We start from the raw sequence: 14,655 nt of genomic DNA, 5'->3' as shown, positions 1-14,655 counted from the left end.
TCCGCTTGCGGACGGGGGGCAGCGCCCCCCTCTCCGGTCTCAGAAATCAAGTTCCGCATATTGCGGCGAGGGCGGCACACCGGGCAGCTGATCGGCCAGAAGCGAGCGGAAGGCCGGGCGCGACTTGATCTTCGCATACCATTCCTTCACCGCTTCCGAGCGGTGCCAGTCCACGTCCGAGATATAGTCAAGGCAGCTCAGATGGGCGGCAGCTGCGAAATCGGCGAGCGTCATCACATCGCCCGCCAGCCAGCGGCGGCTGTCCAGAAGCCAGGCCATGTAATCAATGTGATACTTGATCGCGCCCAGCCCTTCCTTGACCGTCTTGCTGTCCGGATAGCCCTTTTTCTGCACCTTTTTCCAGACCCGTTCACCCATCACCTTGGCGGTGACCTCGGTGTTGAACTTGTCGTCGAACCAGGTGCAAAGGCGGCGCACCTCGTAACGCGCATCGGCGTCGCGCGGCATCAGGGGCGGGGTGGGCACCACCTCGTCGAGATATTCGCAGATCGCCTGACTTTCCGAAAACAGCCGGTTGTCATAGCGCAGCACCGGCACTTTCCCGGCCGGGTTGCGGCGCAGGAAGTCGGTGCTTTTTTCCCAGTAGCGCTCTTCGACCAGTTCGACCTCGATGCGTTTTTCCGCCAAGGTCAGCCGCACCTTGCGGCAAAAGGGCGACAGAGCAACGTGATAAAGGCGGTTCATCGGCAACACCCGCTGCAAGCTTTTCCCCCTGATAGACCCGGCGGGGGGTGGGATCAATGCTTCATGAGGGGGGCTGCGCCATCCCCCTTTGGTTTAGCCGGTTACGCGCGTCAAAGTGCCCGCCGCGCCCGCAGCGCCGCCGAGATCGTGCCGTCGTCCAGATAATCCAGCTCGCCGCCGATCGGCACGCCTTGGGCAAGCGAGGTGACGCGGGTGCCCGTGCCCTCCAGCGCCTCGGCGATGTAATGCGCCGTCGTCTGCCCCTCGACCGTGGCGTTCAGGGCGAGGATCACCTCGGAGACCGCCTCGGCGCGGATGCGGGCGATGAGCTGCGGGATGCGCAATTCCTCGGGACCGATGGCGTCAAGCGCCGACAGCGTGCCGCCCAGCACGTGATAGCGGCCCTTGAAGGCGCCGCCGCGTTCCAGCGCCCAAAGGTCGGCGACATCCTCGACGACGCAGATTTCGCCAGTGGCCCGGGCGGGGCTGTCGCAGATCTCGCAGCTGGCGCCCATCGCGATATTGCCGCAAACGGGGCAGTCGCGGGCGGTTTCCGCCACCCGCGAAAGTGCTGCCGCAAGCGGCGCCATCTGCCCCTCGCGCTTGCGCAGAAGATGCAGCACCGCGCGCCGGGCCGAGCGGGGCCCAAGTCCCGGCAGGCGCGCCATCAGCGCGATCAGCGCCTCGATCTCGTCGCGGGGGCCGCTCATCTGCCGGTCATGTCAGCCGGGCAGGCCCATGTCGGCGGGCAGCCCCAGTTCGGTCATCAGCTTGCGCTGTTCCTCGCCGGCCTTGTCCTGGGCGCGGGCCTGCGCGTCCTTGACCGCGGCGACGATCAGATCCTCGACCACTTCCTTTTCCGAGGCGACCAGGATCGTCGGGTCGATATCCAGCCCCGTCAGCTCGCCCTTGGCGGTGACGCGGGCCTTGACGAGACCGCCGCCCGCCTCGCCGATGACGATCATCCGGCCCAGCTCTTCCTGCAGGGTCAGCATCCGCTCCTGCATTTCCTTGGCCGCCTTCATCATCTTGGCCATGTCGCCAAGCTGTCCCAGTCCCTTGAACATCGTGGTCCTCCGATCGGTTTCGCGGGTCACAGATAAGCATCGCTTGCGGCCGGGGCAAGGCGGTCGGCGCCGCAGGGAGGGCAGCGCCGCGGGGGCTCAGCCGTCCTCGAACGGGTCCCATTCGTCCTCGACCTCGGGCAGGGCCTCGGCGGCCTGTTCGGCCTCGAGCGCTTCGGAGAGCACGATTTCCTCGAATTTCGCCTGCGGGAAGGCGGCGAAGATCGCCTGCACCACCCGGTTTTCCGTCCGCGCTTCCGCCTCGGCGGCGAGCGTCGCGGCATTGCGGGTCTCGTCGATCGTGGCGGCGCCACCTTCGGAGACGACCGAAACCCCCCAGCGCGCGCCGGTCCAGCCCTGCAGCCGCTGCGCCAAAGTCTGCGCCAGATCGCGCGGCGCGCCGGGGGCGGGTTCGAATTCGATCCGGCCCGGCGCGTAATGCACGAGCCGCACCCCCTTTTCGACCTCGACCAGCAGTTTCACGTCGCGCATCCGGCCGATCAGCGCCACGACATCTTCAAACCGGGCATATTTCGCCAAGGCCGAGGCCGCGGGCGAAATGGCCAGCGCCGCAGACCCCTGCGTGGACAGCGGTCGCCCGCCCATCATGTGCCGCGTCGTCGCCTCGGCCCGCGGACCGCCGCCGCCACCGCCGCCCTGCGCGGGCCCATGCCCGCCCGCGGTGCCGGGGCCCGCCATCACCTTGCGCATCAGCGTTTCCGGATCGGGCAGGTCGGCAACATGGGTCAGCCGAATGAGCGCCATTTCCGCCGCCATCATCGCATTCGGCGCCGAAGACACTTCCTCGATCGCCTTCAAGAGCATCTGCCATAGCCGCGACAGCACCCGCATCGGGATCGCCTGCGCCAGCGCCTGACCGCGGGTGCGCTCCTCGGGCGGAACGGTCGGGTCCTCGGCGGCTTCGGGGGTGATCTTGATGACGGACACCCAATGGGTGATCTCGGCCAGATCGCGCAGCACCGCCATCGGATCGGCGCCGTCACTGTATTGCGCGCCCAGTTCCGTCAGCGCGGCGGCCGCATCGCCCTTGAGGATCATGTCGAAGAGATCCAGCACCCGGGCGCGGTCGGCCAGCCCGAGCATGGCGCGGACCTGATCGGCCGTGGTTTCCCCCGCGCCGTGCGAAATCGCCTGATCCAGAAGCGACATCGCATCGCGGACGGACCCCTCGGCCGCGCGGGTGATCAGCGCCAGCGCATCCCGGGCGATCTGCGCGCTTTCCTGCGTCGCGACTTTCGACAGATGGTCGATCATCACCTCGGGCTCGATCCGGCGCAAATCGAACCGCTGGCAGCGGCTCAGCACCGTCACCGGCACCTTGCGGATTTCGGTCGTGGCGAAGATGAATTTCACATGCGCGGGCGGTTCTTCGAGCGTTTTCAACAGCGCGTTGAAGGCCGAGGTCGAGAGCATGTGCACTTCGTCGATGATATAGACCTTGTAGCGCGCCGAGGCCGCCCGGTAGTTCACGCTTTCGATGATCTCGCGGATGTCGCCCACCCCAGTGCGCGAGGCGGCGTCCATTTCCAGCACGTCGACATGACGCCCCTCGGCGATCGCCTTGCAATGTTCGCACACCAGACAGGGCTCGGTCGTGGGCTGGCCGGTGCCGTCGGGGCCGATGCAGTTCAGCCCCTTGGCGATGATCCGCGCGGTCGTGGTTTTGCCGGTGCCGCGGATGCCGGTCATGATGAAGGCCTGCGCGATGCGGCTTGCGGCGAAGGCGTTTTTCAGCGTGCGCACCATCGCCTCCTGTCCGATCAGATCGGCAAAGGTGGCGGGGCGGTATTTGCGGGCAAGAACCTGATAGCCCGAAGAGGTCTCGGCGGGGCTTGCGGCGTCGGTCATGGGGTCTCCTCGGTTCGCCGCCACTCTACCCGCGGGGGCGCGCAAGTCAAACCGATCCCTTGCGCGGGGGGCGAAGGCGCCGGGGCAAGGGCCTTGGCGAAAACCGCAAAAGGGGGGTGGCGATCCCGGGAGGAGTCGAACCCCCGACCCGCTGCTTAGAAGGCAGCTGCTCTATCCAGCTGAGCTACGGGACCGCATGCCCCCTTTTGCGCCAAGCGCGAAAGGCATGCAAGATCTCACAGCGCCCGCGTCATGAAGACCGAATTCGGATCGTGCGCGTAGCCCTCGAACGGGCCGCATTCGACAAAGCCCTCGGCCAGATAGAGCGCCCGCGCCGGGCCGAAACTGTCTTGCGATCCGGTCTCGAGGCTGAGCCGGGCAAAGCCCAGACGCCGGGCCTCGGCGATCAGATGCAGCAGCAGCGCCCGCGCCAGACCCCGGCCCCGCATCTCGGAAAGGACGTGCATCGACTTCACCTCGGCATGCGTGCCGCCGATCCGTTTCAGCGCGCCCATCCCCGCGGGCCGCCCCTCGTAGCGCAGGGCGTAAAACCAGATCCCCGGTGCCGTCAGCGCCGAGGCGGGCAGCATGTGGATCGATTCGGGCGGCGTGTCGGCATGCATCGCCACCGTATGCCGTTCGTGCAACAGCGCAAGTTCCGGCGCCAGCGGTGAAGAAAGTGCGATCTCGATCATGGCATTACCCCCGTCCGGCGCCGGTCTCGCGCCCGTTCTGCCGCTATCGGGCGGCCAAGTCCAGCCGGTCCAGTGCCGCGTCGATCGCGGCAAGGGTCCGGGCGCTGGCCCCGGCATGCTCTGCCAGAAAGGCCGCGATGGCGGCGCGGTTGTCGCGCGGTGGTTCGGCCAGTGCCGCCAGCAGCGCCGCCCGGTCGGGCAGGCTTTGCGCCACACCGGCCGCGGCGGCCTCGGCAAAGGGATATTCGATCGTATGCACTTGCGGGCCGGTCAGCACCGGCTTGCCCAGCATCAGGGGCTCGATCACGTTATGCGCGCCCTTCGGGCTGAAGCCGCCGCCGACGATCACCCGGTCGGCCAGCGCGAGGTAAAAGAACATCTCGCCCAGACTGTCGCCCAGAAAGACGTCGGGCGGCAGGATCGGCCCGAGGGGCGCCAGATCGGGGCCCAGCGTGCGGCTGCGGCGCAGGACGGTCAGCCCCGCCGCTTCCAGCCCCGCCGCCACCGCATCGAAGCGTTCCGGCGCGCGGGGGACATGGACGAAGAGCGGCGCCGGGCGGTTTTCGGCGCGGGCCTGCGCGGTGATCTCGGCGATGACGCCGGCAAAAAGCGGTTCCTCCGCCTCGACGCAACTGGCGATCGTGACGACCTCGCGGCCCGCGGCCAGCGCCGGGCGCAGGCGGTCGGCCGCCGCCAGAAGCGCGGGCGGCACCGGCTGGTCAAAGCGCAATTCGCCGGTGACGGTGATCCCGGCAAGCCCGGTGGCGGCGAAACGCTCGGCCTGCAGGCGGGATTTGACGAAGGCCCCGGCCAGCTGCGCAATCACCCTTTGGCGCAGCCGCAAGCCCTTGCTGTCACGGGCAAAACGGCCCTGCGTGTAGATCGCGTTCGCGGCGTAAAGCGGCACGCCCGCGGCGCCGCTGGCCATGATCATCGCAGGCCAGATCTCGACCTCCAGCGTCAGGCCCAGCCGCGGGCGGCAGGCGCGCAGGAACCGCCGCCAGCACCAGCCCATGTCGAGCGGCACCCAGACCACCACGACCCGTCCCGCGGCGATCTCTGGGCCGAAGGCGCGGGCGGATTCGCTGCGCCCGGCCGGGGTGAAATGCGTCAGCACCACGGTTTCGCCGCGATCGAGCAGCAAGCGCACCAGCGCGACGGCCGAGCGCATCTCGCCCAAGGAGACCGCATGCAGCCAAAGCGCGCCCTGCGGCAGCGCCCGGCGGTAAAAGCCGAAGCGTTCGGGCAGGGCCTGCAGATAGGCGGGATCGCGGCGGCCGCGGCGCCACAGGTAAAGCAGCACGAAAGGCAGGCCGATCAGCCACAAAAGCCGATAAAGCCCCATGAAAAGCCGCAGGATCATCGGTCGGTCTTCCTCAGCGCCAGCAGGTCACGGGCGAGCGGCACCAGTTCGGCCCGGGCCGTGGCGACCAGCGCGCGGGCGCGGTCTTGCGCGGCCGGGGCGGTTTCGGCCACCGCCCGGGCCAGGGTGGCGCCTGCCTCCGGGCCGGTCTCGATGCGCTGCGCAAGGCCCGCCGCGGCCAGATCGGCATAATCGGCGGCGAAATTATGGGTCACGGGGCCCGCAAGCACCGGCAGGCCCAGACAGACGGCCTCCCACGGGTTATGGCCGCCCACCGGGCCGAAACTGCCGCCGACACAGGCTACGCGGGCCAGCCGATACCAAAGGCCAAGCTCGCCGAAACTGTCGGCCAGATATACCTGCGTTGCGGCGTCGGGCATCCCGCCCGTGCTGCGCCGGGCGCTGGTCAGCCCGGCTGCGCTCAGCGCGTCCAGGATCGCCTCGGCCCGGGCCGGAACGCGCGGGGCCAGGATCAGAAGCCAGCGCGGGTCTTGGGCGGAAAGCGCCTTGGCAGCCTCGATCACCACCGCTTCGTCCTCGGCATGGGTCGAGGCCGCGACCCAGATCTTGCGGCCCGAAAGCGCGGCCTGAAACCGGGACAGCTCGGCGGGATCAACGCCCAGCGGCGCCGCGGCGGGTTTGAGCGAGCGCATCACCCGCACCTTCTCTGCCCCCAGCGCGCGCAGATGCCCGGCCGAGCCCGCATCCTGCGCCGCGATCAGCGCAAACCGCCCCAGCACATCGCGGTAAAGCCCGCCCAGCCGCGCCCGTTTCGCCGCCGCCCGCGCCCCGATCCGGGCATTGACATAGGCCAGCGGCACGCCGCGCGCGGCTGCGTCGCAGATCGCCCCCGGCCACAGATCCTGTTCCGACCAGATCGACAGATCGGGGCGCCAGTGATCCAGAAAACGGCGCAGGAAATCGGGGCCGTCCAGTGGCAAGAACTGGTGCACCGCGCCCGCGGGCAGGTTCGCCCCCAGCACCTGCGCCGAGGACCGCGCGGTGGAGGTGATCAGCACCGCCAGATCAGGGTCCTCCGCCTGCAGCGCGGCAATCAGCGGGCGCAGCGCCAGCACCTCGCCCAGCCCCACCGCATGCAGCCAGACCAGCCGCCCCGCAGGCCGCGCGGCGGTGGGATGGCCCAGCTTTTCGGGCAGGCGGGCGGGGTCTTCCTTGCCCTGCCGCAGCCGCCGCGCCAGCACCGCGCGCATCAGCGGCTGCGCCAGGCGCCGCGCCGCCAGATAGGTGCGCAGCTGCCAGCCGTCATGAGAAGGACGGGGGGATGTCACGGCGCTCCTCTCGATCCGGGGCAAAACCGCGCGGACCCTAGGGCGGCGCGGCGGATTTGTCCATCCGGTCGGGATCAGACCAGCCCGACCCCCACCGATGCGACGAACCCGATGTTGCACAGCACCAGAAGCCCGACGGCGAGCGAGCCCAGATCCTTCGCGTTTTTGGCCGCCTGCGACCATTCGGGGGACACCCGGTCGGTCAGCTCCTCGATCGCGGTGTTCAGCGCTTCGACGGCCAGAAGCAGCGCGAACAGCACCGCAAGGCCCAGATAATGCCCGGGCGTGGCGCCGAAAAGCGTCAGAAGCCCCAGCAACACAAGCCCCAGCGCGAGTTCCTGCCGCGCCGCCGTCTCGCGCATCAGCCGCACCAGCCCGGCCAGCGAATAGCCTGTCGCATCAACAAGATGCCCCAGACCCGGCCGCGGCGGCACCACCCGCGGCGCGGGCTTTTCGTCCTTGGCCATCAGGCCCCTCCCTTGCGGCAATCGTGGCTCAGATCCAGCGCATCCTCGCGCACCGAGGTCTGGATGTCGAGCAGGCCAAGCACCGAATGAAACAGGTTGTCTTGCGAGACGGGCTGCCCGGCTTTCGCGTCCAGACAGGATTGCGGCACGTCCAGCGCCTGCTGGAAGGGCTGCGACAGCCACAGCACGAAGGGCACCTTGCGCTGTTCGTCAGGCGCCATGAACATCGGCGCGGCATGCAGGTAAAGCCCCTTCTCGCCCAGCGATTCGCCGTGATCCGAGACGAAATACATCGCCGGGATCACCCGGTCCTGCGCTGCCATCATCCGCACCGTCTCGGCCAGCACATGATCGGTCATGCGGATCGAATTGTCATAGGCGTTGACGATCTCCTCGGGCTGGCAATCGGCAAAGGCCGAGGACCGGCAATCGGGGGTGAAGACCGCCTGATCGGCCGGATAGCGCAGGTAATAGGCGGGCCCGTGGCTGCCGATCATGTGCAGGACCAGCACGGTGTTTTCGGTGATCGTTTCCATCCGCGCCCGGATGATCGGCAGGAAGGCCGTATCGGTGCATTCGCCGCCCGCGCAGGCGGCGGGGTCGATCGTGGCGTCGATCCGCGTCACCGGGCCCAGCCGTTTCGCCACCTTCTGATCGCCGGTGTTGTTGTCGATCCATTCCACCTTCAGCCCGGCATGGGCCAGAATGTCGACCAGATTCTCGCGCCCCAGAAAGCGCTTTTGCGAATAGGCCCCGGCCCCCAGACCCGAAAACATGCAGGGCACCGACACCGCGGTCGAGGTGCCGCAGGCGGTGGTGTCGCGGAAATTCACCACGTCAAGCCCGGCCAGTTCCGGCGTCGTGTCGCGGCCATAGCCGTTCAGCCCGAAGCTTTGCGCCCGCGCGGTCTCGCCGACGAAGAGCACGAAAAGCACCGGCTTTTTCGCGGCCGCCAGCAGGGGCCCGGGACGGGCGTCGCGGCCATAGGGGGCGGCGGTGATGTCGGCGGTGGCCAGCCGCAAAAGGCCGTAGCGCGCCATCGCCCGCAGCGGCGCCCCGGGCTGGAACGCGGCCAGCATCTCGCGGTGGTTGCGCACTGCAGGGGCAAAGCTGCGGTAATTGCCGACGACCAGCCCCGCCACCAGGGCAAGGCACAAAACGATCCCCAGCGGCCAGCGCCACAGCACCGCGCGCAGCCGCACCGGTTGCAGGGGCACCGCCAGGACCAGCCCCGCGGGCACCAGCCCCATCAGCCCGACATCGCGGAAAAACGCCAGCGTGAACAGATGCTTGCTTTCCGTGGTCGTGGTCAGCATCGCATTCTGTATCATGTCGCGGTCGATCAGCACCCCGTAAGCGCGGCGGAAATGCTCGGCCACGGCGGCGGTCAGGATCATCAGCGCCAGGGCCGGACGCTGCAGCCCGGGCAGGGTGACAAAGGCCATCAGCGCCAGCAGCAGCAGGCTGACCGCGGTGCCAAAGGCCCCAAGCGCCAGCGGATCCCTAGCGAAGACCCGGAAGACCGCGGCCCAGAGCCCACCATTCAGCGCCAAAAGCAGATAGGCCGCCACCAGCAGATTGAGCCCCCAAGGGCTCAGCCGGAACCGGCCCTTGCCGGGGCGTTCTGCGGTTCCCGGGAACGAAAAGGGAAGGGGGGGGCTCGACATCTTGTCCGTCTCCTTGCGCGGTCTTGCGTCGATCTCGCCGCCCCGGCTTGCGCCAGCCTTACGATCCCGCCTTGGCCGTGGAAAAATCCTCGTCAAACGGCGCGGGCGCGGCTATGCCGGGGCCATGCGCCTGCTTCTGGTCGAAGACACCGCCGATCTTGCCGAGACCCTTGCGCGCCATCTGCGCGCCGAGGGGCATGCCGTCGATCTGGCGGGTGATGCCGAAACGGCGCGGACGGCGCTGGCGGTCGGCGATTATGCCTGCGTGATCCTTGATCTGGGCCTGCCCGATGGCTCGGGGCTTGATGTGCTGCGCGCCCGGCGCGACCGGGGCGACCGCACGCCGGTGATCATCGCCACCGCGCGCGACCAGATTTCCGACCGCATCGCGGGGCTGGATGCCGGGGCCGATGATTACGTCGTCAAGCCCTTCGATCTGCACGAATTGTCCGCCCGCATTCGCGCCCATGCCCGGCGCGCGCAGGGCGTGCCCGAAACGCGGATCGTGCTGGGCGCGCTGGAGGTGGACCGGGCTTTGGCGCGGGTCTGGCGGGCGGGGGCCGAGGTGCGGCTGACGGCGCGGGAATGGGCGCTGTTCGAGGCGCTTTTGGGCGCGCGTGGCCGGGTTCTGGGCAAATCGGCGCTGGAGGAGGCGCTTTACGCCTTTGACGACCGGATCGAGGGCAATGCGATCGAGGTCTATGTCTCGCGGTTGCGCGCCAAGCTGGGGTCCGAGGTGATCGAGACCCGGCGCGGTCTGGGCTATGTGCTGCCATGAGCCGCGCGCCGCGCTCGATCCGCAACCGGTTGCTGCGCGCCGTGCTGGGGGTGGTGGCGCTGGGCTGGCTGGGCACGGTGGCGCTGACGGTCGTGTTCCTTGACCGCGAGATGAGCGAGGGGTTTGACGAAGAACTGGAACTGGTCGCCGAGACGACGATCCTCGCACTCGAAACCGGCAGCAATCCGGCGGTGCCGCGTCTGGTGGAGGTCTCGCCCGATCATGACGAGCGGCTGTTGCGGATCATCCGCCCCGGCGCGCCCGAACCCGTGGTGCCCTGGGTCTCGCCCGCCGCGGACGGCTATTTCGAACAGGCGGGTTGGCGGGTGCTGCGGCGCAGCGGCGATCATGTGGTGGTCGAGGTGGCGCATGACCAGGCCTGGCGGCGCTCGGAAATGGCCGAGGCGGCGGTGTCGCTGCTGATCCTCGTCGGGCCGGTGGTGGGGCTGCTGATCCTGGGTCTGCGCCGCGCGCTGCGCCGCGCGCTGGCGCCGCTCGATGATCTGGCCGGGGCGATTGCCGGGCGCGGTCCCGATGATCTTTCGCCCCTGCCCGAAGCCGGTCTGGCGCAGGAGTTGCGCCCGCTGGCGCGGGGGTTGAACAGCTATCTGGCGCGGATCGACGATCTGCGCGCGATCGAGCGCCGCTTCATCGCCAATGCCGCGCATGAGCTGCGCACGCCGATCGCGGCGATCCGGGGGCGGCTCGATCTGCTGGGCGGGCCGGGGGCCGAGGCGGCGTTGCCGATGCTGGATGAGCTGACCCGGCGGGTGGAGCGGCTGTTGCAGCTGTCGCGCTCTGAAGCGGGGCTTGGTCTGGGGCGCGGCCCGGCCGATCTGGTGCAGATCACCCGCCTTCTGGTCGAGGAGGCCCGGCGGCAGGGCGCGGAGCTGCGCTTTGACGATGGCGATCTGGAAAGCCTTGACCTGCCGGTCGATGCCGATGCTTTGGCGATCCTGATCCGCAACCTTCTGGAAAACGCGCTGGAACATGGCACCGGGCCGGTGCGGGTGGTGATCTCTCCGGCTGCGGCGGGGCAGGGCGCGGCGCTGATGATCGAGAATCCGACCGCGCAGACGGCCTTTGTCGAGGCGCCCTTTGCCAAGGGCCCCGGTTCGCGCGGGTTGGGGCTGGGGCTCTCCATCGTCGCGGCGCTGGCCGCGGCGATGGGGGCGGGCGTGGAAAAGTCGATCCGGTCCGGGCAGGCGCGGGTGGTGGTGCGGTTTTAAAGCCAGCTTTCAACAACGTTGCGCAGGTCGATCCGGGCGCGCAGTTTCGTTGCCAGCAGATACACGCCGCCGAATTTGCGCTGCAAAAACAGGCTGTCCACCGGCGGAAAGCGGAAATGATGCCGATGCGACTGCAACGCCAGGCTTTCATCACGCATCCGCAGCGCCAGATCGTTCTGGCCGAAGTCGTAAAACCCGGGCTGACGCAGGGGTTCGACCGACATCCGGAACATGTCCAGCAGCATCGCCTCCAGATCCCCGGGCATCTCGGCGTGCAGAAAGCCGATCTCGCGCGCGGCATCGCGCACACCGGTCATGTCGTCATCGAGCCCCGCGCGCAAAAGCCGCCGGTAGCGGGCGGCAAATTCCTCGGGGAATTCGCGCGTCGCGCCGAAATCGAGCAGGATCACCCGCCCCGTCGCCGGGTCGTAGCGGAAATTCGCGAAATTCGGGTCGGTCTGCATCAGCCGGTAGTCGAACAACTCGCGGAAGATCAGATCGACGATCAGCCGCATCACCCGGTCGCGTTCGGCCTGCGGCGCGGTCTCGAGGCTTTCGATCGGCGCGCCCTCGACAAAGGACATCGCCAGAACCTCGCGCGTGGTCAGATCGGCATGCAGCGCGGGCACGGTGAAATCGGCACTGTTTTCCTTGAGTTGCCCGAACAGCGCCAGATACTTGCCCTCGCGCTCGTAATCGGCTTCCTCGTGCAGCTGCCGCTTCGCCTCCTCCAGCATCGGCGAGATATCCAGCCCCTTCGGCACCAGCCCGGACACTTTCATCAGCGTCGCGACATTGTCCACGTCCGAGTCGATCGACTTGCGCACGCCCGGATATTGCACCTTGATCGCCAGATCGCGGCCGTCCTTGGTCCAGGCCCGATGCACCTGCCCGATCGAGGCGGCGGCAATCGGATGCACGTCGAATTTCTTGAAATGCTTCAGGAAATCCGGGCCCCAGGCGGTGATCAGCACCTTTTTCAGCTGCGCGGGCGGCATGAAATGCGCCTCGGCGCGCAGCCGGGCCATGATCTGCGACAGTTCGGGCGGCAGCATCTCGCCCGCGTCCATCGACATCAGCTGGCCCATCTTCATCGCCGCGCCGCGCATCTGCGCCAGCTTGTCGGCGACCTTGAGCGCGTTTTGCGGCGTCAGCAGCAGATCGCTCATCACCGGGCGCTGGCCGCGGGCGAGGCTCTTCGCCCCCTCGGCCATCACCGAGCCCGCGATGCTCGAGGCAAGCCCCCCAAGCTTCGCCGCGCGCACGAAGCGCGAGGAGGGCACGGGCATGGGTTTCATTTCGGGCTTGCGCTCGGTCATGGTCACTCCAGTCTTGCGTTCGTGTCAGATAGGGCGGGGCTCAGTGCCGGCCAGAGCCGCCGCAACCGCAACCGCCCCCGTTTTGGCGCGGCGCATCGCGCAGCACCGGCGCCGCCTCGGCAGCATGGTCGTGACCGCCGCAGCCACCGCGATGCCGCCCTTGGCCCCGGCGATGACCGCCGCCGCCACAGCCGCAACCGCCGTGCCCGTGGCCATGGGCGTGATCGTGGTCATGGTGGTGATCGTGATCGTGGTCATGGCCGCCGCAGCCGCCCTGACCGTCGCAGCCTTCCTGACCGTGGCTGCCACAGCCGCAACCGCAGCCCTCCAGATCCTCAAGCCGCATCCCCGCCGCCGACAGCGCCTCGACGATGGCCACGGCCAGCGTGCCCGCGGCGGTGGCCGGGTCGGTCTCTTCCTCGGTCACCACGGCAAAGACGCCGCGTTCGGCCATGCGCTCGGCAAAGCCCTCGCCCGCGCCGGCCGAGATCACCGCCGTCATCGCATCCAGCGGATGCGGCCCGTCGCCGTGAAAGTCGTGCATCGCCAGCTCTTTCGGCAGGTCGAGGCGATCCACCTCGACCGGGGCCTGTCCGGCCGTCACCTCATAGACGAGAAAGCGGCGGGTCTTGCCCGCATGGCCGGTGATGGTGCGGAAATTCTGGCTGGCAACGGCGATCAGCATGGGCGCTCCTCGGGGGTCAGTTGGCTTTGGCAGAGGCTTCGAGGAACAGGGTCTGCTCGGCGGTCAGCCGCATGTGACAGGCGGCGGCATAGACCATCCGGCGGGGCGAGTTGCGATGCACCATCCCCTCGAAGGTGCAGCGTTTCTCGGCCCATGTCTGCCAGGCGTCAAGCATGATCTGCGTATCGTCGGCCAGCCGCGGCATGCCCGCGGCGATCTGCTTCGAATAGGGCACGTCGAGCTTTTCCGCCCGCAGCTTCATCGCCTCGGCCGCCGCCAGCATGCGCTTGCGCCACCAGCCATGTTCGTCGGCATAGCAGGCCGCGACATCGGTGGGCTGGGTGGTGGAGGGACGCTTGCGGCAGGCCTCGGCGGAAAGCCCGATACAGGCGGCCTGCGCCTCGGGGGTCGTCGCCGCTTCCATGCAATCGGCGGTGGGATTTCCCGCAAGGGCGGGCAGCGGCAGGCAGAGGGCGAGGGCAAGCGAGAGGGTCGAAACACGCATCGGCGGAAACCTCGTGAAAGTCCGGATGCGGGCAGATAAGCGGGCAGGGCAGGGGGCGTCTGTGACCTCGTCACAATTTCAGACATCGCGCGTTCACGTTTGCGCGCGTCACTCCCCCACGGGGATGCGCACCGGCACTGGAACCGGCTCGGCCACAGCTTCGGGCGCGTCCTCGACCGAGGGCAGCATCCAGGTCCAGAGCTTCTGGTCGGGCAGCGGCAGCACCATGAACCAGTGTTCCAGAAGCGCGAGCGCCGTCAGCACGGTGAGCAGCACGAAACCGATGAAGATCCCGTCGGTTTCGGCATCCGCCGCCCGTTCCATCCAGCAGCCGGTGGCAAAGGTCAGCACGGTGATCGAGACCGGGAACAGGAAGTTCATCCGGGCGTGGTGGAAATGGCTGGCCAGATGGGCGAGCGGCTTGGGCAGGAACTGCGTGTTGATCCGCGGCACGCCCAGAAACAGGTTCAGTTTCGCCGAGACGCGGGCAAAGAACAGCGTGCCAAAGGTCCACAGGCCGAAATGATTCTCGCCGTTCCAGACCAGCACGGCACAGACGATCAAGGCCGAGATCAGGCCGATTTCATGCCACAAAAGCGTGCCGACCGAGCGAATGAACCGTTCCGTCATCGAGGCGAAGGGCGGGCAGGGCTCGCGGTTCGGCCCGGCGACGACGCCCGAGAGGAAGGCGAGTTCGAACCAGCCCCAGACCGAAACGGCCGAGAGGAAGGCGACATGGGCGCCGCGCACCGATGTGTCATCGGCGGAATTGGCCATGGCGATATAGCCGCCGATCAAGAGCGGCAGCCCGCCCACGACCGAGCGCATATGCGCCGCCCGGCCCGACAGGTCGGCACGACGGATGCGCCACAGGATCGCACCGGTGGAAAACCACCACACGAAGATCGTCGTCAGCGCAACGAGCCACGGGTTGTTCATGCGCGGCACCCCCGGTCACGGGGGCGCCGCGCTGGACCGGGGGACGCGCCCATCGCCCCGATCCGAACCGCCACGGGGGCG

15 protein-coding genes and 1 tRNA gene are annotated in these 14,655 nt (G+C 68.4%); 2 read left to right on the top strand and 14 right to left on the bottom strand.

The features are described 5' to 3' along the window. Positions 1 to 39 precede the first annotated feature (39 nt). From fzlA to ACTTAG_RS14320, 10 genes are all read right to left on the bottom strand, one after another. A complete protein-coding gene (fzlA, locus tag ACTTAG_RS14365) occupies positions 40 to 705 on the bottom strand; it encodes an FtsZ-binding protein FzlA (RefSeq protein WP_444454988.1) in 666 nt (221 codons plus the stop codon). A gap of 110 nt (positions 706 to 815) precedes the next feature. Further along, complete coding sequence (gene recR / locus ACTTAG_RS14360) at positions 816 to 1,415, bottom strand: recombination mediator RecR (RefSeq protein ID WP_444462910.1); 600 nt, start codon at positions 1,413 to 1,415, stop codon at positions 816 to 818. 12 nt (positions 1,416 to 1,427) lie between these two features. Then, a complete protein-coding gene (locus ACTTAG_RS14355; RefSeq protein ID WP_013068465.1) occupies positions 1,428 to 1,772 on the bottom strand; it encodes a YbaB/EbfC family nucleoid-associated protein in 345 nt (114 codons plus the stop codon). A gap of 96 nt (positions 1,773 to 1,868) precedes the next feature. Then, positions 1,869 to 3,638, bottom strand: a complete 1,770-nt coding sequence (locus ACTTAG_RS14350) for a DNA polymerase III subunit gamma/tau (RefSeq protein WP_444462909.1) — start codon at positions 3,636 to 3,638, stop codon at positions 1,869 to 1,871. A gap of 117 nt (positions 3,639 to 3,755) precedes the next feature. After that, a tRNA-Arg gene (locus ACTTAG_RS14345) sits at positions 3,756 to 3,832 on the bottom strand. A 42-nt stretch (positions 3,833 to 3,874) separates the two neighbouring features. Next, the gene (locus ACTTAG_RS14340) at positions 3,875 to 4,333 is read right to left on the bottom strand and encodes a GNAT family N-acetyltransferase (protein ID WP_444462908.1); all 459 of its coding nucleotides are present in this window, start codon (positions 4,331 to 4,333) and stop codon (positions 3,875 to 3,877) included. A gap of 43 nt (positions 4,334 to 4,376) precedes the next feature. Then, entirely contained in the window at positions 4,377 to 5,696 is a 1,320-nt protein-coding gene (locus ACTTAG_RS14335; RefSeq protein ID WP_444462907.1) for a 3-deoxy-D-manno-octulosonic acid transferase, read from the bottom strand. Continuing rightward, a complete protein-coding gene (locus ACTTAG_RS14330) occupies positions 5,693 to 6,985 on the bottom strand; it encodes a 3-deoxy-D-manno-octulosonic acid transferase (protein WP_444462906.1) in 1,293 nt (430 codons plus the stop codon). The genes ACTTAG_RS14335 and ACTTAG_RS14330 overlap by 4 nt, the downstream gene beginning before the upstream one ends. 74 nt (positions 6,986 to 7,059) lie before the next feature. Continuing rightward, the gene (locus ACTTAG_RS14325; protein ID WP_444462905.1) at positions 7,060 to 7,452 is read right to left on the bottom strand and encodes a diacylglycerol kinase; all 393 of its coding nucleotides are present in this window, start codon (positions 7,450 to 7,452) and stop codon (positions 7,060 to 7,062) included. Then, positions 7,452 to 9,119 carry a phosphoethanolamine transferase gene (locus ACTTAG_RS14320; protein ID WP_444462904.1) on the bottom strand — a complete coding sequence of 556 codons (1,668 nt, stop codon included), beginning with the start codon at positions 9,117 to 9,119 and terminating at the stop codon, positions 7,452 to 7,454. Before ACTTAG_RS14320 ends, ACTTAG_RS14325 begins: the two co-directional genes overlap by 1 nt. 124 nt (positions 9,120 to 9,243) lie before the next feature. Here ACTTAG_RS14320 and ACTTAG_RS14315 point away from each other — a divergent pair, with 124 nt between their 5' ends. Together ACTTAG_RS14315 and ACTTAG_RS14310 are read left to right on the top strand one after the other, a co-directional pair. Then, positions 9,244 to 9,897, top strand: coding sequence for a response regulator transcription factor (locus ACTTAG_RS14315; RefSeq protein WP_444462903.1), 654 nt, complete (start codon positions 9,244 to 9,246; stop codon positions 9,895 to 9,897). Further along, a complete protein-coding gene (locus ACTTAG_RS14310) occupies positions 9,894 to 11,126 on the top strand; it encodes a sensor histidine kinase (protein WP_444462902.1) in 1,233 nt (410 codons plus the stop codon). The genes ACTTAG_RS14315 and ACTTAG_RS14310 overlap by 4 nt, the downstream gene beginning before the upstream one ends. Here the strand turns inward: ACTTAG_RS14310 and ACTTAG_RS14305 are convergent. From ACTTAG_RS14305 to puhE, 4 genes are all read right to left on the bottom strand, one after another. Next, complete coding sequence (locus ACTTAG_RS14305; RefSeq protein WP_444462901.1) at positions 11,123 to 12,445, bottom strand: ABC1 kinase family protein; 1,323 nt, start codon at positions 12,443 to 12,445, stop codon at positions 11,123 to 11,125. The genes ACTTAG_RS14310 and ACTTAG_RS14305 overlap by 4 nt on opposite strands. A gap of 40 nt (positions 12,446 to 12,485) precedes the next feature. Further along, positions 12,486 to 13,130: a NifB/NifX family molybdenum-iron cluster-binding protein gene (locus ACTTAG_RS14300; protein ID WP_444462900.1), complete on the bottom strand. Its 645-nt coding sequence runs from the start codon at positions 13,128 to 13,130 to the stop codon at positions 12,486 to 12,488. Positions 13,131 to 13,146: 16 nt separating this feature from the next. After that, positions 13,147 to 13,635 carry a lysozyme inhibitor LprI family protein gene (locus ACTTAG_RS14295; RefSeq protein WP_444462899.1) on the bottom strand — a complete coding sequence of 163 codons (489 nt, stop codon included), beginning with the start codon at positions 13,633 to 13,635 and terminating at the stop codon, positions 13,147 to 13,149. Between the two features lie 108 nt (positions 13,636 to 13,743). After that, positions 13,744 to 14,574: a putative photosynthetic complex assembly protein PuhE gene (puhE, locus tag ACTTAG_RS14290; RefSeq protein ID WP_444462898.1), complete on the bottom strand. Its 831-nt coding sequence runs from the start codon at positions 14,572 to 14,574 to the stop codon at positions 13,744 to 13,746. Positions 14,575 to 14,655 lie beyond the last annotated feature (81 nt).

Source organism: Rhodobacter capsulatus (assembly GCF_052363185.1).
Classification (GTDB): domain Bacteria; phylum Pseudomonadota; class Alphaproteobacteria; order Rhodobacterales; family Rhodobacteraceae; genus Rhodobacter; species Rhodobacter capsulatus_E.
The sequence above is the reverse complement of the archived record's forward strand: the minus strand, read 5'-3'. Positions and strand labels throughout refer to the sequence as shown.